This is a genomic window from Affinibrenneria salicis (assembly GCF_008710095.1).
The window spans coordinates 1-19,973 of sequence record NZ_VYKJ01000015.1; the positions used below are offsets into that span (position 1 = coordinate 1).

Here is a 19,973-nt window from a genome sequence, read left to right on the forward strand (position 1 = left end):
AATTTGCCTGGCGGCGACAGCGCGGTGGTCCCACCTGACCCCATGCCGAACTCAGAAGTGAAACGCCGCAGCGCCGATGGTAGTGTGGGGCCTCCCCATGCGAGAGTAGGGCACTGCCAGGCATCAATTTCCAGGTGCGCTGATATGGCTCAGTTGGTAGAGCGCACCCTTGGTAAGGGTGAGGTCCCCAGTTCGACTCTGGGTATCAGCACCACTTTAAACAGTTATTGTGGGTTAGTAGTTCGGCAAAAAAGAATTTACCTGGCGGCGATAGCGCGGTGGTCCCACCTGACCCCATGCCGAACTCAGAAGTGAAACGCCGTAGCGCCGATGGTAGTGTGGGGTCTCCCCATGTGAGAGTAGGGAACTGCCAGGTTTTTATTAAAAGAAAAAGCCTCATACATAAGTATGAGGCTTTTTTCTGCTTTCCATTCCGGCGCTGTTCAGCGTCTATCTACAGATTCATCCCGGGCATCAAAAAAACAGCTAAACCGCCGTGCAGCAAGAGACGTAAAAAAACAACCCCCATCGCGCTGATGGAGGTTGTCGGTCGCAGAGAACTTTTTTAACTGTAGGCGGAAAATTAGCCTCGTTGCATTGTTCAGATATCAATAAACAAAATCTTTGAACGACGGTGGTAGTTGTACAGCTCTTTCTTCTTCTTCGGCAGCATTTCCACATCGGCCAGCTGGAAACCGCGTTCCTGGAACCAGTGAATACTGTGAGTGGTAAGGACAAATAGCTTTTTAAGCCCCTGTATCCGCGCCTGCGAGGCGATACGGTGCAGCAGCATGTCCCCGCGAGAGGAGTTGCGGTAGTCCGGATGAACCGCTACGCAGGCCATCTCGCCCAGTTGCTCTTCCGGGAATGGATACAGCGCCGCGCAGGCTATGGTCAGGTTATCACGCACCACAACGGTAAATTTATCAATTTCCATTTCCAGCTGCTCGCGCGAACGGCGCACCAGAATACCCTGTTGCTCCAGCGGCCGGATCAGCTCCAGAATCCCGCCAATATCGTTAATCGTGGCCCGACGCACCTGTTCGGCGCTTTCCATGACGATCTGTGTACCGATACCATCGCGCGAGAACAGCTCCTGAACCAGCGCGCCGTCTTCCTGGTAGCTGATCAGATGGCAGCGTCTGACCCCGCTGCGGCAGGCTTTCACCGCGCCGCGCAGAAAGCGGACGGTGCCGGAGTTGTAGTCGCCGGACTGCTCAAGGGCATTGATCCGCTCCTGCGCTTCATCCGGAAACAGCTCGGAAATAATCTGGCCGTCTTCGTTGGTGACGCCCTGCGAAGAGCTAAAGCCAATCATTTTTTCCGCTTTGAGTTTTATCGCCAGTTGGGTCGCCACCTCTTCAGAGGTCAGGTTGAAACTTTCCCCGGTCACGGATACGGCGACTGGCCCCATCAGTACAATAGCGTCGCTGGCCAGCTGACGATGCAGCGCTTCTTCGTCGATCCTGCGGATGCGTCCGCTGTGACAGTAATCGATACCGTCATCCACGCCCAGCGGCTGAGCGATGATGAAATTACCGCTGACGACGTTAATATGCGCCCCCTGCAGCGGCGTGTTGTTCAGGCTCATAGACAGACGTGCGGTGATATCCAACTGCAGCGTACCCGCCGCCTGTTTCACCATTTCCAGCGTTGTCGCGTCGGTGACCCGAATATGCTTGTGGTAGGCAGGTTCATGGTTATGGGCGGCCAGATTTGCGTCTATCTGAGGACGCGCGCCATACACTACAACCAGGCGAATACCCAGACTATGCAGCAGGCCTATATCATTAACAATATTAGAGAAGTTATCATGTTCGATGGCCTCACCTTCCAGCATAATGACGAATGTTTTGCCGCGGTGAGCATTGATATAAGGAACTGAGTGGCGAAAGCCCTGAACCAGTTCTGTGCTACGTTCCTTCACTGCAAACCCTCTTTGTGAATTTTTATTCGATATTTCTGTATTTTTATTCTTTTACGGGTCAAAACGCAAGGGCCTTTGGCCGGTAAATGGTCTGGAAACGCTAATTACCGCATTATTATTCATAAACCATAAACATGATTTTTGCATGACATAATCCGGCAGATTCGCTAAAGTTTCGCCTGTTTTTCTGGACGAAATGGTTCAGCGTATTGGCTTACTATGCGGCAATAAAATCGGAGCGCCATGTCTGACTCGAATCACAATCTGACCCGACGTCGCTTATTGCAAGGGGCGGCGGCCGCATGGCTGTTAAGCGTGAGCGGAACCGGGCTGGCGGCGGTGGCGCAAGTGATCGCGGTGCGCGTCTGGCCTTCGAGCGCTTATACCCGCGTGACGCTGGAATCGACCCTGCCGCTCAAATACCGCCAGTTTACGCTGAATGACCCGGAGCGGGTGGTCGTCGATATTGAAGATATGCGCCTGAACGGCGTGCTGAAAGATATTGCGGAGCGCTTTCAGGCGGACGATCCGCTGGTGAAGGTCGCCCGTATCGGTCAGTTTGATAAGAATACAGTGCGTCTGGTGCTGGAGCTAAAGCAGAGCAGTAATCCAAAGGTCTTTACCCTGCAGCCGGTGGCCGGTTTTAAAAATCGTCTGGTGCTGGACCTTTATCCGATGACCGACCGCTATGCCGGCGAGGACGATCCGCTGTTGGCCCTGCTGGAAGATTATAATAAAGGAGAATTGGATCGATCGCTGCCGGCCGAGGCGCCGCAGGCCGGCAAGGCGGGGAAAGATCGTCCGCTGGTGATCATGCTCGATCCCGGCCACGGCGGCGAGGATCCCGGCGCTATCGGTAAAAATAAAACGCGCGAAAAGGATATTGTGCTGCAGATTGCCCGTCGCCTGCGCACGCTGATCGAACGCGAGCCGGATATGAAGGTCTATATGACTCGCAATGAAGATGTTTTTATTCCGCTGCGGGTCAGGGTGGCGAAAGCGCGCAAACAGCGGGCCGATCTGTTTATTTCGATTCATGCCGATGCGTTTACCAATCGATCGGCGCGCGGATCGTCAGTGTTTGCGCTGTCGAAAAAGGGCGCCACCAGCAATGCGGCGCGCTTTCTGGCCCAGACTCAGAATGAGTCCGACCTTATCGGCGGAGTGAGCATGAGCGGCGATCGCTATCTCGATCACACGATGTTCGATCTGGTGCAAACGGCGACCATCAGCGACAGCCTGAAGTTTGGCCATGAGGTGTTGACCCGGGTGGGCAGGATTAACCACCTACACAAAAACAGCGTCGACCAGGCCGGTTTCGCCGTGCTGAAAGCGCCGGATATCCCGTCGATTTTGGTGGAGACCGCGTTTATCAGCAATCTGGAAGAAGAGCGCAAACTGCGCACCAGTCGTTTTCAGCAGCAGATGGCGGAATCGATGCTGGCGGGGATCAAAGTCTGGGTTGCGCGTCAGAACGGGTTAAAAAATAGCTAGCCGGCAGGCCATCGGGGCAGTCACCCGCCGCCCGCACATCGATTATCACGGTTTTCCAGCGGCATCGTACAGGGGCAGGATCATATCGCATGAAAAAGCCAGACTCCTATCTTCCCGGTATCATTATCTCCCTGCTGCTCGCCGGCTGGCTGGCGTTTCTGGCGCTTACCGCCGTCAGCAACGACGAGATGGGATGGGGAACCATCGGCCTGGTGCTGGGCGCGCTTTATATCGGCGGCCCGTTGGCGATCCTGCTGTTGTGCATGTGGATTTGGTATATGGTGCGCGCGCGAGGTCAGTTGCCGGGCCGGATTCACGCCTGGTTGCTGCTGCCGACGCTGTTCGCTGTCCTGATCGTGCCATTGGACGAGTTGATTCGCGAGAAAAAAAGAGAGCGCTTTGACGAAGCGCATCCACCGGTGCGCGAAACTCACATCAACCTGAGCGGCCAGGATCTCGGGCTGGATGCGGGCCGCGGAACGGACGGCAAACCGATTAAGGCCGGCGCGCAGCGATTCGTCAGCATGACTCGCTATCCGGATGCCGCATCGATCGCCGCGGGCGCGTTTCCCTATGTCGGCACGCGCCTGCGCGACGATATCACCAGCTATAGATATCAGCCGGTGTCCGGGCTGAACCCGCCCGTGCCGGCTGACGCCACCCGACCGCTGCGGCGCCAGCCCGATCCGGATGTTCCTGCTTTACTGGCGGTGGGCGGCGCAGACGCCGCTGAGCTGGTTTATTTATACTTCCACTACCCCGGTCATGTGGCGTTCGCGCCCGCAATCGCCCTGCGGTCGATGACGCAGATTATACGGCTTAAAAATAACCGGCAGGATACGCGCGCATTGGTGTTGTTCCGCGCCTACAATTATTTGTCGTCGCCTGTCGCCCGGCTGGAAGTCAATGGCCAAACGCTGGACCTCGGGGAATTCGCACTTAGCCATACTCCGCCGTGGCCGGCGCCGTGCCGCGATTTTTCGCGCCCGACCGGGGCCGCTTTAATCGACCTTCAGCCGCCGCTGACTCTGCGCTGGCAAACGCTTGACGAGCCGCTCAGGTGGCGGACCGCACTGGTCGACGTTCCCGACTTTCCTCAGCCGCTTGCGTCGACGGAGAGCGCCGTTCCGCTGCGCGTGCTGTTGTATCTGTTGCCGGACGATAGCGTTGTCGCGGAGCGTTATCTGGAAGTCAGACTGCCGGATGAAAAGCTGGCGGTGCGCGCCACCGGGCTGCCGGAACAGGCCAGACCGTACGCCTCCTGCGGCGGCGCCTGGTCGAGCTACGATCCCGAACGGGTGCAATTATTGTCTGCGGAGACAGAGGAAAAGAGCGTTCTCCCGCCGCTGCCTCCGCCTGCGATGCCTCCCCGGCCATAGCCGGACGATTATGGGCGATCACGGCGCCGCGTACTGCGCGAGGATGGCATATTGCGTTCTGGGGCGATGGTCGGCAGCGGCGGCCGAATAGCCGATTTTACCAGATGATAATTGATTGATTTCGTTTGTTGAGGTTAATCGACAGGCGATAAAAAAATAAGGGGCTATAACAGATAAACGACGGGGAAATATTTTACTGCGGAGCGAGGAGAAAAATAGCTTGACATTCAATGTTATCGATTGGTTGCGGGGGCCGGATTTGAACCGACGACCTTCGGGTTATGAGCCCGACGAGCTACCAGGCTGCTCCACCCCGCGTCCGTCTCGATACTTTCACATTGTATTAATGCCGGTGGAAACCACCCTTTATGCATTAATTGGTTGCGGGAGCCGGATTTGAACCGACGACCTTCGGGTTATGAGCCCGACGAGCTACCAGGCTGCTCCATCCCGCGTCCGTGGATGCGCACTATACTCGCCACGCGTTTTGATGCAACCCCTTTTTGCAAAAAAAGGCAAATAAGCGTTATTTTTGTTGAATTTATCGACGAATGGCTGCTTTTTGAGCATATTCGCGCCGCTTTCTGTGCGGGTACGTTTCTTTCTCCGTATGCGTTTGTTATCGTGCGCAACGCATGCGTTGCTACTATATAAAGAGAGTGCTGAGATGAATGGATGTTGGAAGAAGTACTTGCTGACCGGGGTAGTGGTCGCGCTATTAGCGGGCTGTCAGTCAAAACCGACCGATCGCGGCCAGCAGTATAAGGATGGACATCTCAATCAGCCTCTGGAACTGGTTAATGAACCGAGCGCCAGCGGGAAACCAGTGAATGCCAGAGACTACGTTAGTCAGGTTATGGAGATCCGATCCGCTTCGCCGGGCCTGTTCTCCGGCAATAGCGATACCTTTCAGGCAGCGCAGAACTGGATGCTGGCCGGCGGCGATACCCGTCAGCTCGGTCAGTTTGGCCTGAGCGCCTGGCAGATGGAAGGCGTGGATAATTTTGGCAACGTGCAGTTTACCGGTTACTACACCCCGGTTCTGCAGGCGCGCTATAGCCGCCAGGGCGAGTTCCGCTACCCGTTGTATGCTATGCCGGCGCGTGGCAAGAAGAATCGCCGCTTGCCCAGTCGGGCGGAGATCTATGCTGGCGGATTAAGCGATAATCTGGTTCTTGCCTGGACTAATTCGCTGGTCGATAACTTTATGATGGAAGTACAGGGCAGCGGCTATCTCGATTTTGGCGATGGCCGCCCGCTGACCTTTTTTGGCTATGCCGGCAAGAATGGTCACGCCTATCGCAGCGTCGGCAAGGTGCTGATCGACCGTGGCGAGGTTCCGCGCGAGGAAATGTCGATGCAGGCTATCCGTAAATGGACCGAAACGCACAGTGAATATGAAGTGCGCGAGCTGCTGGAGCAGAATCCCTCTTTTGTCTTCTTTAAACCGATGATGTCCGCGCCGGTCAAAGGCGCCAGCGCGGTGCCGCTGGTGGCGAAAGCCTCGGTCGCCTCGGACCGTTCTCTGATCCCGCCCGGCACTACGCTGCTGGCGGAAGTTCCGCTGCTGGATAATCAGGGCAAGTTCACCGGTAAGTATGAGCTGCGCATGATGATTGCCCTTGACGTCGGCGGAGCGATTAAAGGTCATCATTTCGATATTTATCAGGGGATCGGCCATGAGGCCGGCCACGCGGCCGGCTTCTATAATCATTATGGTCGGGTCTGGGTGCTGAAGCGGCGGCCGAATGAGGGCTTGTTGTTCGGTTCGGGCAATAGCGAGGGGGTGCTGAATCAGAGCACGAACAATGGTTCCGCCCTGCTGAGCAAGCCGGGCGGTTAAACGCGCGGGTTCTCCCCTCTCCAACGCCCCGATCGGAATGGCCGCGTCAGTTCAAAGCTGCAGCGGCCATTGCGTCGCCGGCGCGCTCAGGATTGTCGCCAGCCCTGTCGGGTAAACGGTCTCGCTGGCGTGTTGGAGTTCCGCCACCGACCACCAGCGGTACCGGCTAATGACGCTTTTTTCATGCTCGCTCCAGTGAGCGTCCGTGATTTCGCCGCCGGCCGCCGTGACGATAAAGAAATGCTCGTCCGCCATGACCTGCTCGCCGCTGGGCAGCAGCATGCTAAAACGCTGTTGAGCTACACAGGGACCGACCTCCTGACGGACAATTCCGGTTTCTTCGAACAGCTCCCGGATAGCCGCCCGTTCAAACGATTCGCCTTGTTCCAGCCCGCCGCCGGGCGTGGCCCAGTATGAACGGCCGTTCAGGGCATCGCCGTGATGGGCAAAACGAAACAGCAGAACTCTGCTGTCAGGGTCAATAATCAGCACTCTGGCCGAGGGACGCACTCTCATTACGCACCTTCCTTTATGGGCATATTGGGCGGAGGCGGCCAATGTTACGCCTCCGGGGGGACAGGATGAAACATTTTTCGCCGCCGGCTGATTAATATATGCCGCGGCGGCGGGGACAATAATTGATGTTTCTATTGCTTTATGTTGTTAAATATATAGCGAGGCGGTTGGCATTAAATTAATCCTGTTGGTTATAAGGTTATTCTTTTATTTCCCCTATCCCCGACCGATTACAGGTTACGGATGCGTTGGCTGCGCTCAATTATCCGATCCGTCTTTTGATTCGTTGCCTGCGGGCCGACGCCAGCGGCGTGCAAGTTCGCGTCCGGCGGCGTTATCACCCGCTAACCGCGCTACAGGCGCATAAATGCTCCTGACCGTAAAGAGCCAATGCGTTGCGTTGTTCAAAACGATAACGTTTTGTTCTGCACCCGAGTTATATCGGGTATATAAGCTTTGCCGTATTTTTTATTAGCGGCGCGCCGTGCATTATTTTTGCCAATGCGATAGATTTATTTTTCCTGCGTCTGCTGACTGGCGCGACTGGTTATTTATTCGTTTTATTTTGCTGAGGCCGTCATGACCATTAAACGTTATCCGCATCTTGCTCACTGGGGGGCGTTTACTGCCGTAGTGGAAGATGGCAGGCTGATTCGCTGCGAACCTTTTGCCGACGATCCGGCGCCGTCGCCGATGCTGGATTCGATCGTGCCGCTGGTTTATTCGGATCAGCGCATCCGTAAACCGGCGGTGCGCCGTTCCTGGCTGCAGCGGCGTGAGAACAGCGACGGGGCGCTGCGCGGCAAGGAAGATTTCGTTGAGGTGGAGTGGGACGTGGCGCTGGCGCTGGTGGCGGAGGAAAATCGCCGGGTGCGCGATCGCCATGGCGCAGACGGGCTGTTCGCCGGCTCCTATGGCTGGTCGTCGGCCGGGCGTTTTCACCATGCCCGCACCCAGGTGCGTCGCTTCTATTTCGCCGGCGGCGGCGCCGTCGATCAGCAGGGCAACTATAGCTGGGGCGCGGCGCAGTTTTTTCTGCCTTATGTCATCGGCACTTATCATCCGCTGACAGGTAAAGTCACCGAGTGGCGCAGCGTGGTGCAGCACTGCGACATTTTTCTCGCCTTTGGCGGGCTGGCGCTGAAAAATGCTCAGGTCGCTTCCGGCGGCGCCGGGCATCACACGCTGAAACCCGCGCTGGAGCAACTGGTGGCCAAAGGGATCCCGATAATCAATATCAGCCCGATGCGCGACGACTGCCCGGCGTTCGTCAATGCCGAATGGATCCCGATCCGGCCGAATACCGATGTGGCGCTGATGCTGGCGCTGGGGTATGAAATCCAGCGGCTTGGCGCGGAAGACAGCGATTTCCTGCAGCGTTACTGCGTCGGTTACCAACAGCTGCGCGATTATCTCACCGGACGCAAAGACGGCGTGGCGAAAACGCCGGAGTGGGCCGGCGCCATCACCGGTATTCCCGCCGCGCGCATTAGCCGGCTGGCGCAGCAATTGATCGGCGTGCGCAGCTTTATAACCTGCGCCTACTCCGTACAGCGCGCGCACCGCGGCGAACAGCCTTACTGGATGATGATCGCTCTGTCGTCTATGCTCGGCCAGGTCGGCTTGCCCGGCGGCGGTTTCTCTTTTGGCCACGGCTCGATGAACAGCGTGGGGAACGAGCGGGTTTCCACCCCGGCGCCGGCTCTGTCGGCCGGCGACAACGTCGGCCAGTCGATCCCGGTGGCGCGCATTGGCGATATGTTGCTCAATCCCGGCCAGCCCTATACCTTTCAGGGGGAAACGCACGCTTATCCGGCGGTTCGCCTGATCCATTGGGCCGGCGGCAACCCATTTCATCACCATCAGCAGCTTAACCGGCTGGTTGAGGGCTGGCGCCGGATGGATACGGTTATCGTGCAGGATATTGTCTGGACGCCGGCGGCGCGCATGGCGGATATCGTGTTGCCGGTGACCACCACGCTGGAGCGTAACGACATCGGCGGATCTTCGCGCGACCGCTTTGTCTTTGCAATGCATCAGGCTATTGCGCCGCAGCATCAGGCGCGGCACGATTTCGACATTTTCAGCGAACTGGCCGAACGGCTCGGCTATCGCCAACGCTTTACTGAAGATCGCGACGAAGCCGGCTGGATCGAGAAACTGTATTACGACTGCCGGGAACGACAGCGCGGGCTGGGCGAGCCGTGGCCGGATTTCGCCGGGTTCTGGCGCAACGGGCAGGTCGCGGTGCCGATGGATGACAAGCCGTTTGTCTTTTTTGAAGAATTCCGCGCCGATCCGCAAGGCCACGCCCTGCAGACGCCGAGCGGCAAGATCGAGCTGTTCAGCGAGACCATCGCCGGCTACCAGTATCCCGATTTTGCCCCGCACCCGGAGTGGCAGCCGCCGGTCGAATGGCTGGGGGCGCCGGACGCCGAGCGCTGGCCGCTGCATTTTATCTCGATTCAGCCGTCCGATCGTCTGCACAGCCAACTGGCGATGACGCCGCAGGTGACGGCCAATAAAACCGTCGGCAGGGAGACGCTGTATATGCATCCGCGCGACGCCGCCGCGCGTAATATTATCGACCTGTCTCAGGTTGAGGTGCGCAATGCGCGCGGGCGGATTTATGCCGGGGTGCGGATTACCGATGGCGTGACGCCGGGCGTAGTGATTATGTCCACCGGCGCCTGGTTCGAACCCGGATTCGGCCGCGCCGAGTGGCACCCGGTCGAACAGTCCGGCAACGCCAACGTGTTGACGCTGGATATCGGCACCTCGCCGCTGACTCAGGGCGCCAACGCCATGAGCTGTCTGGTTGAAGTCGTGGGGTTATAATCGCGGCGCGGGCGGCAGGAAACGATTGGCATCCCGCCCGCGGCGTTTTATGATCGCGCTGTCCGTACGAACAGTATGAACGTTATACAATATAGCGGCGCCGTGTTTATCGGTGCCGTTTTCTTTTTTCTGGTAGAGGTCGGGTAGTTATGAGTACGCAACACTCCGCCGCGTATTTACAGCGTTTCGGCGGTACTGCGCGTTTATACGGCGTACAGGCTTTGACTTTGTTTTCGCAGGCGCATATTTGCGTTATCGGCATCGGCGGCGTGGGGTCCTGGGCGGCGGAAGCGCTGGCGCGCACCGGTATTGGCGCGATCACGCTGATCGATATGGACGATGTGTGCGTCAGCAACACCAACCGGCAGATCCACAGCCTGCGTGAACACATTGGTCAGCCAAAGACCGCGATCATGGCCGAGCGTATTCTGGCGATCAATCCGGAATGCCGGGTAACCTGTATCGATGATTTTATCAGCGCGGACAACGTTGCTGAGTTGCTGGCCGGCCCGTTTGATTATGTTATTGATGCGATCGACAGCGTGCGTCCCAAGGCGGCGCTGATCGCCTGGTGTCGGCGCCATAAGATCCCGCTGGTGACTACCGGCGGCGCGGGCGGGCAAATCGATCCAACCCGCATTAGCGTCGCCGATTTGGCGAAAACCATTCAGGATCCGCTGGCGGCTAAGCTACGCGAACGGTTGAAACATGATTTTGGCATCGTGAAAAGCAGTAAGGGCAAGTTGGGGATCGACTGCGTTTTTTCCAGTGAACCGCTGGTGTATCCGCAGCCCGACGGCTCGGTATGCGCATCGAAACATACGGCGGACGGCGTCAAGCGAATGGATTGCGCATCCGGTTTTGGCGCGGCGGCCATGGTGACCGCCACGTTTGGTTTCGTCGCCGTTTCTCACGCGCTGAAAAAAATGTTGGCGAAGGCGCAGCGCGCTGCATCCGGGACGGTCAGCTAAGCGCCTGCTGCTGCGCGATGTGGCGGATGCGCTGCGCCAGCGCATCCAGCCCGCCGGCGCGCGAGGCGCTTAGCTGCGCGCGCAGGCCAAGTTGGTCAAACAGCGCCAGCGGATCCTGCTGGCTCAGTTCCTGCGCCGTTTTCCCTTCCGCCGCGGTCAGCAGCACCGCCAGCAGTCCGCGCACAATGCGTCCGTCGCTGTCGCCGTAGAAATGCAATGCGCCGTTTTCCCGCGGTTGATACCCCAGCCAGACGTTGTTTTCACAGCCGTTCAGCGCGATATCCTGCCGGCGCAGCGCCTCGGGCAGCGGCGGCAATTGGCGCGCCAGCATGATCAACTGACGATAGCGCTCCTCCCATGATCGACAATCGGCAAAGCGCGCTCGCAGGTCGGCGGCGCTGATGCTGCGCCCAAACGGGTGGGGGGCGATAAGCGGTTCGGTTACATTCATCGGTTATTCATCCGTCAGGAGCGCCAGCGCCTGGCCGACGCCTTCGACCAGTCTGTCGACATCCTGTTGATTATTATAGGGAGCAAAAGAGGCGCGCAGCGCGCCGCCGAGGCCCAGCGCGCGCATCAGCGGCTGAGCGCAATGGTGGCCGCTGCGCAGCGCGATGTCGTTTTCCGCCAGCAGGGTGACCAGATCGCTATGGTGCACGCCGGCGAACCCGAACGACAGCAGACAGCTGCCGGGGCTGCGCAACGAGTGGAAACCGGCGAAACGCGCCAGCCGTTCTTCGGCCTGACAGGCTAACTGACCGCTGTAGCGCTCCGCGGCCGTCAGGTCCTGGTCAGCGAGCCAGTCGATGGCCGCCGCCAGCCCGATAACGCCGGCGATATGCGGCGTTCCCGCCTCAAAACGCTGCGGCACGGCTTGCGGCGTAAAGCCATCAAAGGATACCTGCGTCATCATTTTCCCGCCGCCCTGCCAGGGCGGCATCTGTTCCAGCAGGGCGGTTTTGCCGTACAGCACGCCGATACCGGTCGGACCATAGAGTTTATGGCCGGAGAATACGTAGAAATCGATATCCAGCGCCTGTACGTCTACCGGCGCGTGCACCGCGCCCTGGGCGCCATCCACCACCACCACGGCTCCGTAGCGGTGCGCCAGGTCGATAGCGCGCGGCAGATCGGGCATTCCGCCGGTGACGTTCGACATTTGCCCCAGCGCCAGCAGACGCGTACACGGCGTAAATAGCCCGGCTAAGCGATCGATATCCGGCAGCCGATCGGCGCCCAGCGGCAGTTTCACCACGCGGGCGCCGGTCTGCTCCGCCACCATAAGCCACGGGATCAGGTTGGCGTGATGCTCCGCCTCGCTGACGATGATTTCATCGCCCGGCGCCAGGCGAGGGCGGGCGTAGCTCTGCGCCACCAGATTAATGGCTTCGGTGGCGCCGCGCGTCCAGACGATGTCTTCGCGGCGCGGCGCGCGGAGCCAGCGCGCCACCCGAGCGCGCGCCTGCTCAAAGCGGGCGGTCAACGCCTGGGCGCCGTGGTGCTGACTGCGGTGTACGGTGCCGCCAGCGTGGTAGAACGCCTGTACTGCGTCAATCACGGGCTGTGGTTTGAGCGCGGTGGCGGCGCTGTCCAGATAAACGCCGTATTGGGCCAGCGCCGGGAACTGGCGGCGAAAAGAAGCAGGATTAAAGGGTGTCATAGCGTCCTCATACAGGAGGCCGATCCTGTCGTATTTTCTGCCGTGAAACAAGGCTTAGTCTGATTTATGCGCGCTGTTTTTGGCAAAGCAGAGAAAGTTTGCTAACCTTTTTAAGGCTACCTGATGGAATTTCCTGATGCATAAAATCGAATAAGCGAGATTTTTATTTAACGGGAGTTGTCTATGAAGAATAAGATATCGATTCTGGCCGCAGTTGTCATGGCTTTCTCTCTGGCCGCCTGTTCGTCTAATTATGTGCTGCATACCGATGACGGGCGAACGATTATCGCGGATGGAAAACCCAAAGTTGATGATGATACCGGGCTGATCAGCTATACCGACGCATACGGACATGAGCAGCAGATCAACCGGGCCAATGTCAAAGAAATGGTGAAGATGGAGTGATGGATTGTGCATTGCCGGCCGCCTGAGTCGGGCGGTCCGTCCATCAGACGCAGCGAAGTCCTGTTTCCTCATTGATTTCAGCAAACGACAGGCATAAAAAAAGCACCGCAAACGCGGTGCTATATAAAATCACTATAGACAGACAGGGGAATGCGTCGGAAGTACAAAGCAGCAAGGCTGCCTCATCTGTTGTTCCGGACAATTAGCAAACACAACATCACAACCACAAGCCAAAAGCACCTCGGGAAAACCCTCCGCACTTTTCGTTCCGGCTCAGGAAGCTCGGTTAATATAGGTATTTGCTGGTGCATCCTCAACGGACAAATTATAATGTCTCGGATTATAAAAACTAATGGCTGAAGCAACGCGGTCCGCCGGGTATTTAGCCGTAAATTAAAGCATTTTACCTATGTCAAAACGTCTGCCGCCGTTAAATTCGTTACGTGTATTTGATGCCGCCGCACGCCATCTCAGCTTCACCAAAGCGGCCGAGGAACTGTTCGTTACTCAGGCGGCCGTCAGCCATCAAATCAAATCGCTGGAAGACTTTCTCGGCCTGAAACTGTTCCGGCGGCGCAATCGCTCGCTGCTGCTGACCGAAGAGGGACAAAGCTACTATCTCGACATCAAAGAGATTTTCTCCTCCCTGCATGAAGCCACGCGCAAACTGCAGTCGCGCAGCGCGAAAGGGGCGCTGACCGTTAGTCTGCTGCCCAGCTTCGCCATCCAGTGGCTGGTTCCGCGCCTGAGCAGTTTCAATACCGAATACCCCGGCATCGATGTGCGTATTCAGGCGGTCGATCGCGACGATGACCGGCTGGCCGACGACGTGGACGTCGCCATCGTCTATGGCCGCGGCAACTGGCCGGGGCTGCGGGTGGAGAAATTGTACGCCGAATATCTGCTGCCGGTGTGCTCGCCGGCGTTGCTCAGCGGCGATCGCCCGCTAAAAACGCCGGCGGATCTGGCGCGCCATACTCTGCTGCATGACGCCTCGCGCCGCGACTGGCTGGCCTATACCCGCCAGCTCGGCCTGCAGCATATTAATGTCCAGCAGGGGCCGATTTTCAGCCACAGCGCCATGGTTTTGCAGGCTGCGATTCACGGTCAGGGGGTTGCGCTGTCCAATAATGTGATGGCGCAGTCTGAAATCGAAGCCGGTCGTCTGGTGTGCCCGTTTAATGACGTGCTGGTCAGTAAAAATGCTTTTTATCTGGTATGTCATGACAGTCAGGCAGAACTGGGTAAAATAGCCGCCTTTCGACAATGGATCCTGGCCCGTGCGGCCAGCGAACAGGAAAAATTCCATTTTCGCTATGATAACGACATGCGATAAGGCTTTCTGGCCGGCGGTCGTAGGGACTAATTTTAATTGGATTAATAACGATGAATAGTCGTTTTATGCTGGTGTTTGCCGCGATTAGCGGTTTTATCTTTGTGGCTCTGGGGGCGTTCGGCGCCCACGTGCTGAGCAAATCATTGGGCGAAGCGGAGATGGCCTGGCTGCACACCGGTTTGCAATACCAGGCGTTTCACACCCTGGCGATTCTGGCGCTATCGGTGGCCATGCAGCTGCGCGCCAGTCTGTGGTTCTACTGGAGCGGCATACTGCTGGCGCTCGGCACGGTGCTGTTCAGCGGCAGCCTGTATTGCCTGGCGCTGTCGCATCTGAAAATCTGGGTCTATGTCACGCCGGTGGGCGGCGCCTGCTTCCTGATCGGCTGGGGACTCATGTTGACCGGCGCGCTGCGTCTGAAGAGGAAGGCGGAACGCCATGAATAAAGTGATTTTGTACTGTCGCCCGGGCTTTGAAAAAGAGTGCGCGGCGGAGATAACCGACAAAGCGGCACAGTACGAAGTATATGGCTTCGTGCGCGTCAAGGACCACAGCGGTTATGTGATCTTCGAATGCTATCAGCATGAAGACGCCGACCGGCTGATGAAAGAACTGCCGTTCCACTCGTTGATTTTCGCCCGGCAGATGTTTGTCTGCGGCGAGCTGCTGCGCGATTTGCCGCCGGAAGATCGCATTACGCCGATTGTCGGTATGTTGACCGGCGTCATCGATCGCGCCGGCGAGCTGCGGGCGGAGGTGCCGGACACCAACGAAAGCAAGGAACTGATGAGGTTCTGCCGCAAGTTTACCGTTCCGCTGCGCGCCGCGCTGCGCGAGCAGAATATTTTGCTCGCGCAGGAAAATCCCGGCCGGCCGGTGGTGCACGTGCTGTTTATCGCGCCGGGCTGCTGCTATGTCGGTTACTCGTATAGCAATAATAATTCCCGTTTCTATATGGGCATTCCACGCCTGAAATTTCCCGCCGATGCGCCCAGCCGCTCGACGCTGAAACTGGAAGAGGCGTTCCACGTGTTCATTCCGGCCGATGAGTGGGACGAACGACTGGCCAGCGGTATGTATGCGGTGGATCTCGGCGCCTGTCCGGGCGGCTGGACCTGGCAATTGGTTCAGCGCAGCATGATGGTCTACGCGGTAGATAACGGGCCGATGGCGCCTTCTCTGATGGATACCGGACAAGTAATGCATCACAAGGCCGATGGTTTCCGCTTTGAGCCGCCGCGTAATAACGTCTACTGGCTGGTGTGCGATATGGTGGAAAAACCGGCCAAAGTCGCCAGCCGAATGGCCGACTGGCTGGTAAACGGCTGGTGCCGCGAGGCGATCTTCAACCTGAAGCTGCCGATGAAAAAGCGCTATGAAGAGGTGATGCAAAACCTGGCGTTGCTGCGTGACCGGCTGGAAGAACAGGGTATCAATGCGGAATACCACGCCAAACACCTGTATCACGATCGTGAAGAAGTGACGGTGCATGTACGGCGTATGTGGAGCTCGGTTCCCGGTCGGCGCGACGAGCGTTAAGCCTGAGCCGGCGCCTGCCGCTACCGTCTGGAGTTAAAGCGACGGGCGCGTCGACGGCAGGCGCAGTTGCTGCAGATTACCATGCAGCGTCAGATCGGTGCGCAGCGTGGCGACCTGGCGGCAGATGAACGCTATCTCGCGCTGCTGCGCCAGCTTGTCGCGCCAGCGAGGCGGCACTTCGTCGAGCCGCTGGTACAGCGTTTCCAGATCCGGCGCCTGCTGCAACAGCTGCGCCGCGCTTTTCGGCCCTATTCCGGTCACGCCGGGAATTTTACTGCTGCTTATTCCGGCCAGCCCCCAGTAGTCCGGCAACTGATGCGGCTCCACGCCGAACGCCTGACGAATAAAGGGCAAATCCAGCCAGCGCTTCTGAAAATAATCGCGTATCTGAATCGCCGGCGCCAGCAGCTGACAATACCCCTTGTCGGTTGAGACGATCGTCGCCTGCTGTCCGGATGCCGCCACTTTACTGGCCAGCGTCGCCGCCAGATCGTCGGCTTCATTGCCCGCGCTGGACCAGCACGCGACGCCGGCGTCGTTAAACGCCGCCTTGATGGCGTCCAGTTCCTGCTGCAGATTTTCCGGCATGGGCGGCCGGCCGGCCTTATAGTCAGGCAGCGTCTGGTGGCGCCAGCTGGTATCGCGATCGTCATGATCGAACACGGCGACGGCGTGCGTCGGCTGGCTATGTTGCAGAAGCTGGTGCAGCGCATGCAGGCAGGCCGTCACGCAGGGGGAGCCCTGGACCGCATGAATGCGCCGGATCAGATTCAGTGCGTCAACTATCAGTAAATGTACATTCATGCATGCATCCTGCCGCAGGGTAAATAAAACGGGCGGCGCGCCGCTGTCCGTCGTCGTCGCCGGACAGAATCAGGCGCAAATCTCATAGCAGGGAATATAGGCCGTTCCCGGCAGCTTCATGCGCTGCTGAGCGACAAACCCCTGCAGCAGAATATCCATGCTCTTCATCATTTGCGCATCGCCGTGCAGTTTGTAAGGCCCGTATTGCTCAATGGCGCGGATCCCCACCTCTTTTACGTTGCCGGCCACAATGCCGGAAAACGCCCGACGCAGCGCGGCGGCCAGCTGTTCCGGCGGCTGATCGGGATGCAGATTGAGGCCGGCCATGTTTTCGTGACTGGGGTCAAAGGGCAACTGAAGGTCCGGGGCGATCTTCAGCGACCAGTTGAAGCTGTAGGCGTCGCCACTGTGGTGGCGGCTTTCTTTCACCCTCGGCATCGCTTTTTTCATCTGGTGCGCCACTTCTCTGGCGTCGTTGATGACGATGCTATAGTAGCGGCGCGCCTGACGCCCCAGCGTACTGACGATAAAATCATCCAGCACGCGAAAATAATCCGCGCTTTCTTCCGGACCGGTCAGAACAATCGGCAGCACCTGCTCGCTGTTTTCCGGATTCATCATAATACCCAGCAGATAGAGGAACTCTTCCGCCGTACCTACGCCGCCCGGAAAAATAACGATGCCGTGAGCGATCCGCACGAAGGCTTCCAGCCGTTTTTCAATATCCGGCATGATGATCAGTTCATTGACCAGCGGGTTCGGCGGTTCGGCCGCAATGATCGACGGCTCGGTCATACCGATAAAGCGCCCTTCTTTGTAGCGCTGCTGCGCGTGGCCGACCGCCGCGCCTTTCATCGGCGCCTCCATCGCGCCGGGCCCGCATCCGGTGCAGATGTTCAATTCGCGCAGGCCGAGCTCGCTGCCCACTTTGCGCGCGTACAAATATTCTTTCTCGTTAATCGAATGGCCGCCCCAGCACACCACCATATTGGGTTCTTCGCCGACGTGCAGCGCTCTGGCGTTGCGCAGAATAGAGAACACCAGATTGGTGATATGAACGGAGTTTTCCAGATTCAGGTGCTGGTAATAGCCGGCGCTGGCGATCTGGCCGTTGACGAACAGAATATCCCGCAGCACGGCAAACAGGTTGGCCTGCAGAGAACGAATGATATTGCCGTCGACAAACGCGTCTTCCGGCGGGTTGACCAACTCCAGTTTGACGCCGCGTTCGCGCCGCAGCACGTTGATATCGAAATCTTCATAACGCGACAGCAACTCCTGGCTGTTGTCGGTCTGGCTGCCGGAGTTCAGCACGGCAAGGGAACAGTTGCGGAATAAACGGTACAAATCGCTGCTGGCGGTGCTTTTCAGCATATCCACTTCCAGCTGCGATAAAAGATCCATCGAGCCCAGCGGGCTAATATGTATAATCAATGTGACTCCCTGCACCGTACCAGACGATGCGATTAATCCGATTAATATCCTGAGTTTATTCGCCTTTACCTTAGCGCTCCGTCATCTCTTTTGCCAATGCCTGCGGCGAATGTGCGCGGCGTCGCGCACATATTGTTACTGGCGCGCCAGACGGCCGCGCGGCGGCTCGAAAGGATAGTTGCTGCGCCATGGGTTGATATCCAGCCCGCCGCGTCGGGTATAGCGCGCGTACACGCTGAGCCGCTCGGGCTGATAAAAGCGCATAATATCGTTGAAAATACGCTCCACGCACTGTTCGTGGAATTCGTTATGATGTCGGAACGACACCAGATAGCGCAGCAGAGCTTCGCGATCAATGCGTGCGCCGCGGTAGTGAATTTGCACGGACCCCCAGTCGGGCTGGTGCGTGATCAGACAGTTGGATTTCAGCAGATGGCTGACCAGCGTTTCTTCGACCACGCCCTGGCGGCGCGGCGCGTCGGACAGATAGCCGGCGTTGAACTGATAGTCGTCGATCTGGATATCCTGCTCGTCGATACAGTCGCCCGCCAGCGTGGCGATCGCCTGCCCCTCGATCTCGGACAGTTTAAAAATTCTGATGTGTACTTTGCCCTGCGCGCACTGACTAAGATCGCGTTCCATTGTAGTCCGCACATCCTGCCAGCTGGCAAAACGCGTCTGGTTAAAGCTGTTCAGGTACAGTTTGAAGCTTTTTGATTCAATCAGGTTCAGGCTGCCGGCATCAAGACTCATTTCCCCGAGCGCCACCTGCGGCAGGCCGTTGCCGTTTAGCCAGGATAGTTCGTACAGCGTCCAGATATCGGCGCCATGGAACGGCAGATTATCGGGGCGCAGGCCCAGCGGTTCGCGGTTGAGGCTGCGCGGCACGGCCTGCAGCAGGCTGGCGTCGTAACGATCGCGCCAGACGGTGGTTTTGCCCAGCGTGAGTTCGTTCAACGCCGGATGATTATCATAAAGGGACATGTTGTTACCTTACGGACACAGGTCGAGTACAATGCTGCCTAGTGTAACCTGGGCAGGGAAATGATGAGAGATTTTATGGACAAGCAAGTCAAACAGGCACTCTATGATTTTACCCAGCGCTATATCGCGCACTGGCGGCAGGAAACCGGCCATCCGCCGGCCAGCGCGGATTTGTACGGCGTGCCTTCGCCCTGTATCGTCGAGACGCTGGAGCACAAGGTGCGCTGGCTGCCGCAGCCGGCGTCGCTCGGCGATGCGCTTAGCGGGGTGGAGCGGGCGTTGGATATCGCCCTGCATCCCGCGATTCACTCGTTTTACAGCGTGCAGTACGCCGGCGATATGCAGGCGCGTTTTGGCGATATCGACTGCTCGCTGCTGCAGGTCTGGAGCGACGACGATCTCGTTCGTATGCAGGAGAACCTGATCGGCCACCTGCTGACGCAAAAACGGCTGAAGCTGCCGCCCACGCTGTTTCTGGCGACCACCGGTTCGGAAATGACATTGATTTCATTATCAAATGTGACCGGCAAGGTGGTGCTGGAAGAGTTCGGCACCCGGCGCCAGCAGCCGCTGGCCGATTCGTTAGCGGATTTTTTATCCGCGTTGACGCCTCTCGCGGACTGAATCCATCACGCCGGTGTCGGTTCGGCGTGTTTGCGTGTGAGAGATCTCTTACATTTTCTGTGCGAGATCTCTCTGATTTCATTCCGTCGAATATTTATTATTTTCATTTTTTATTTATTAATCAGTAAATTATATTTAATTTTCTTTTCTGATAAAAAGCGTAACGCCACCAGCGACGCGATTTTGTTGCCAGATGCGATTAATTAATACATCTTATGG

Annotated in this window: 17 protein-coding genes, 3 tRNA genes and 2 rRNA genes; 13 read left to right on the plus strand and 9 right to left on the minus strand. The window is 57.8% G+C overall.

Features of this window, described 5'->3' with window-relative positions:
* Positions 1-6: 6 nt before the first annotated feature.
* The 3 genes from rrf (FJU30_RS22155) to rrf (FJU30_RS22165) all read left to right on the plus strand — a co-directional run bounded on the left by rrf (FJU30_RS22155) (position 7) and on the right by rrf (FJU30_RS22165) (position 376).
* A 5S ribosomal RNA gene (rrf, locus tag FJU30_RS22155) occupies positions 7-122 on the plus strand.
* Positions 123-138: 16 nt separating this feature from the next.
* A tRNA-Thr gene (locus FJU30_RS22160) sits at positions 139-214 on the plus strand.
* 46 nt (positions 215-260) lie between these two features.
* Positions 261-376: ribosomal RNA gene (gene rrf, locus FJU30_RS22165) — 5S ribosomal RNA — on the plus strand.
* 225 nt (positions 377-601) lie between these two features.
* Here rrf (FJU30_RS22165) and argA read toward each other — a convergent pair.
* Positions 602-1,927, minus strand: a complete 1,326-nt coding sequence (gene argA, locus FJU30_RS22170; protein ID WP_150437152.1) for an amino-acid N-acetyltransferase — start codon at positions 1,925-1,927, stop codon at positions 602-604.
* 243 nt (positions 1,928-2,170) lie between these two features.
* Between argA and amiC the strand changes: the two genes are divergently transcribed.
* Positions 2,171-3,421 (plus strand): N-acetylmuramoyl-L-alanine amidase AmiC, encoded by a 1,251-nt coding sequence (gene amiC, locus FJU30_RS22175; RefSeq protein WP_150437153.1) that lies wholly within the window; start codon positions 2,171-2,173, stop codon positions 3,419-3,421.
* A gap of 89 nt (positions 3,422-3,510) precedes the next feature.
* A complete protein-coding gene (locus tag FJU30_RS22180; protein ID WP_150437154.1) occupies positions 3,511-4,800 on the plus strand; it encodes a YIP1 family protein in 1,290 nt (429 codons plus the stop codon).
* A gap of 241 nt (positions 4,801-5,041) precedes the next feature.
* Here the strand turns inward: FJU30_RS22180 and FJU30_RS22185 are convergent.
* Positions 5,042-5,118 (minus strand) — tRNA-Met (locus FJU30_RS22185).
* 60 nt (positions 5,119-5,178) lie between these two features.
* A tRNA-Met gene (locus FJU30_RS22190) sits at positions 5,179-5,255 on the minus strand.
* Between the two features lie 212 nt (positions 5,256-5,467).
* On the opposite strand from FJU30_RS22190, the gene mltA reads away from it, so the two are divergent.
* Positions 5,468-6,643 carry a murein transglycosylase A gene (gene mltA, locus FJU30_RS22195; RefSeq protein ID WP_150437155.1) on the plus strand — a complete coding sequence of 392 codons (1,176 nt, stop codon included), beginning with the start codon at positions 5,468-5,470 and terminating at the stop codon, positions 6,641-6,643.
* A gap of 51 nt (positions 6,644-6,694) precedes the next feature.
* Here mltA and FJU30_RS22200 read toward each other — a convergent pair whose 3' ends face one another.
* Positions 6,695-7,159 (minus strand): NUDIX hydrolase, encoded by a 465-nt coding sequence (locus FJU30_RS22200; protein ID WP_150437156.1) that lies wholly within the window; start codon positions 7,157-7,159, stop codon positions 6,695-6,697.
* A 579-nt stretch (positions 7,160-7,738) separates the two neighbouring features.
* On the opposite strand from FJU30_RS22200, the gene FJU30_RS22205 reads away from it, so the two are divergent.
* The gene (locus FJU30_RS22205) at positions 7,739-9,997 is read left to right on the plus strand and encodes a molybdopterin-dependent oxidoreductase (RefSeq protein ID WP_150437157.1); all 2,259 of its coding nucleotides are present in this window, start codon (positions 7,739-7,741) and stop codon (positions 9,995-9,997) included.
* A 149-nt stretch (positions 9,998-10,146) separates the two neighbouring features.
* A complete protein-coding gene (gene tcdA / locus FJU30_RS22210) occupies positions 10,147-10,968 on the plus strand; it encodes a tRNA cyclic N6-threonylcarbamoyladenosine(37) synthase TcdA (protein ID WP_150437158.1) in 822 nt (273 codons plus the stop codon).
* Here the strand turns inward: tcdA and csdE are convergent.
* Positions 10,961-11,419, minus strand: a complete 459-nt coding sequence (csdE, locus tag FJU30_RS22215) for a cysteine desulfurase sulfur acceptor subunit CsdE (protein WP_150437159.1) — start codon at positions 11,417-11,419, stop codon at positions 10,961-10,963. The genes tcdA and csdE overlap by 8 nt on opposite strands.
* A gap of 3 nt (positions 11,420-11,422) precedes the next feature.
* A complete protein-coding gene (gene csdA, locus FJU30_RS22220) occupies positions 11,423-12,628 on the minus strand; it encodes a cysteine desulfurase CsdA (protein ID WP_150437160.1) in 1,206 nt (401 codons plus the stop codon).
* A gap of 183 nt (positions 12,629-12,811) precedes the next feature.
* Here csdA and FJU30_RS22225 point away from each other — a divergent pair, with 183 nt between their 5' ends.
* From FJU30_RS22225 to rlmM, 4 genes are all read left to right on the plus strand, one after another.
* Positions 12,812-13,033 (plus strand): YgdI/YgdR family lipoprotein, encoded by a 222-nt coding sequence (locus tag FJU30_RS22225; protein ID WP_150437161.1) that lies wholly within the window; start codon positions 12,812-12,814, stop codon positions 13,031-13,033.
* A gap of 409 nt (positions 13,034-13,442) precedes the next feature.
* Entirely contained in the window at positions 13,443-14,369 is a 927-nt protein-coding gene (locus FJU30_RS22230) for a transcriptional regulator GcvA (protein WP_150437162.1), read from the plus strand.
* Positions 14,370-14,419: 50 nt separating this feature from the next.
* Positions 14,420-14,815, plus strand: coding sequence for a DUF423 domain-containing protein (locus tag FJU30_RS22235; RefSeq protein WP_150437163.1), 396 nt, complete (start codon positions 14,420-14,422; stop codon positions 14,813-14,815).
* Positions 14,808-15,908: a 23S rRNA (cytidine(2498)-2'-O)-methyltransferase RlmM gene (rlmM, locus tag FJU30_RS22240; protein WP_150437164.1), complete on the plus strand. Its 1,101-nt coding sequence runs from the start codon at positions 14,808-14,810 to the stop codon at positions 15,906-15,908. The genes FJU30_RS22235 and rlmM overlap by 8 nt, the downstream gene beginning before the upstream one ends.
* A 33-nt stretch (positions 15,909-15,941) precedes the next feature.
* On the opposite strand, the gene xni is transcribed toward rlmM, so the two are convergent.
* From xni to queF, 3 genes are all read right to left on the minus strand, one after another.
* Positions 15,942-16,712, minus strand: a complete 771-nt coding sequence (xni, locus tag FJU30_RS22245) for a flap endonuclease Xni (RefSeq protein WP_150437165.1) — start codon at positions 16,710-16,712, stop codon at positions 15,942-15,944.
* A gap of 69 nt (positions 16,713-16,781) precedes the next feature.
* The gene (gene ppnN, locus FJU30_RS22250) at positions 16,782-18,146 is read right to left on the minus strand and encodes a nucleotide 5'-monophosphate nucleosidase PpnN (protein WP_150437166.1); all 1,365 of its coding nucleotides are present in this window, start codon (positions 18,144-18,146) and stop codon (positions 16,782-16,784) included.
* Between the two features lie 135 nt (positions 18,147-18,281).
* On the minus strand, positions 18,282-19,130 hold the full coding sequence (queF, locus tag FJU30_RS22255; RefSeq protein ID WP_150437167.1) for an NADPH-dependent 7-cyano-7-deazaguanine reductase QueF: 849 nt from the start codon (positions 19,128-19,130) through the stop codon (positions 18,282-18,284).
* Between the two features lie 75 nt (positions 19,131-19,205).
* Here queF and syd point away from each other — a divergent pair, with 75 nt between their 5' ends.
* Positions 19,206-19,754: a SecY-interacting protein gene (gene syd / locus FJU30_RS22260; protein WP_150437168.1), complete on the plus strand. Its 549-nt coding sequence runs from the start codon at positions 19,206-19,208 to the stop codon at positions 19,752-19,754.
* Positions 19,755-19,973 lie beyond the last annotated feature (219 nt).

Coding starts and splice junctions, on each gene's coding strand:
- FJU30_RS22230 (WP_150437162.1), top strand. CDS start 13,443: ATGTCAAAACGTCTGCCGCCGTTAAATTCGTTACGTGTATTTGATGCC.
- csdA (WP_150437160.1), bottom strand. CDS start 12,628: ATGACACCCTTTAATCCTGCTTCTTTTCGCCGCCAGTTCCCGGCGCTG.
- xni (WP_150437165.1), bottom strand. CDS start 16,712: ATGAATGTACATTTACTGATAGTTGACGCACTGAATCTGATCCGGCGC.
- queF (WP_150437167.1), bottom strand. CDS start 19,130: ATGTCCCTTTATGATAATCATCCGGCGTTGAACGAACTCACGCTGGGC.
- mltA (WP_150437155.1), top strand. CDS start 5,468: ATGAATGGATGTTGGAAGAAGTACTTGCTGACCGGGGTAGTGGTCGCG.
- rlmM (WP_150437164.1), top strand. CDS start 14,808: ATGAATAAAGTGATTTTGTACTGTCGCCCGGGCTTTGAAAAAGAGTGC.
- FJU30_RS22180 (WP_150437154.1), top strand. CDS start 3,511: ATGAAAAAGCCAGACTCCTATCTTCCCGGTATCATTATCTCCCTGCTG.
- csdE (WP_150437159.1), bottom strand. CDS start 11,419: ATGAATGTAACCGAACCGCTTATCGCCCCCCACCCGTTTGGGCGCAGC.
- FJU30_RS22205 (WP_150437157.1), top strand. CDS start 7,739: ATGACCATTAAACGTTATCCGCATCTTGCTCACTGGGGGGCGTTTACT.
- amiC (WP_150437153.1), top strand. CDS start 2,171: ATGTCTGACTCGAATCACAATCTGACCCGACGTCGCTTATTGCAAGGG.
- syd (WP_150437168.1), top strand. CDS start 19,206: ATGGACAAGCAAGTCAAACAGGCACTCTATGATTTTACCCAGCGCTAT.
- FJU30_RS22200 (WP_150437156.1), bottom strand. CDS start 7,159: ATGAGAGTGCGTCCCTCGGCCAGAGTGCTGATTATTGACCCTGACAGC.
- FJU30_RS22235 (WP_150437163.1), top strand. CDS start 14,420: ATGAATAGTCGTTTTATGCTGGTGTTTGCCGCGATTAGCGGTTTTATC.
- FJU30_RS22225 (WP_150437161.1), top strand. CDS start 12,812: ATGAAGAATAAGATATCGATTCTGGCCGCAGTTGTCATGGCTTTCTCT.
- tcdA (WP_150437158.1), top strand. CDS start 10,147: ATGAGTACGCAACACTCCGCCGCGTATTTACAGCGTTTCGGCGGTACT.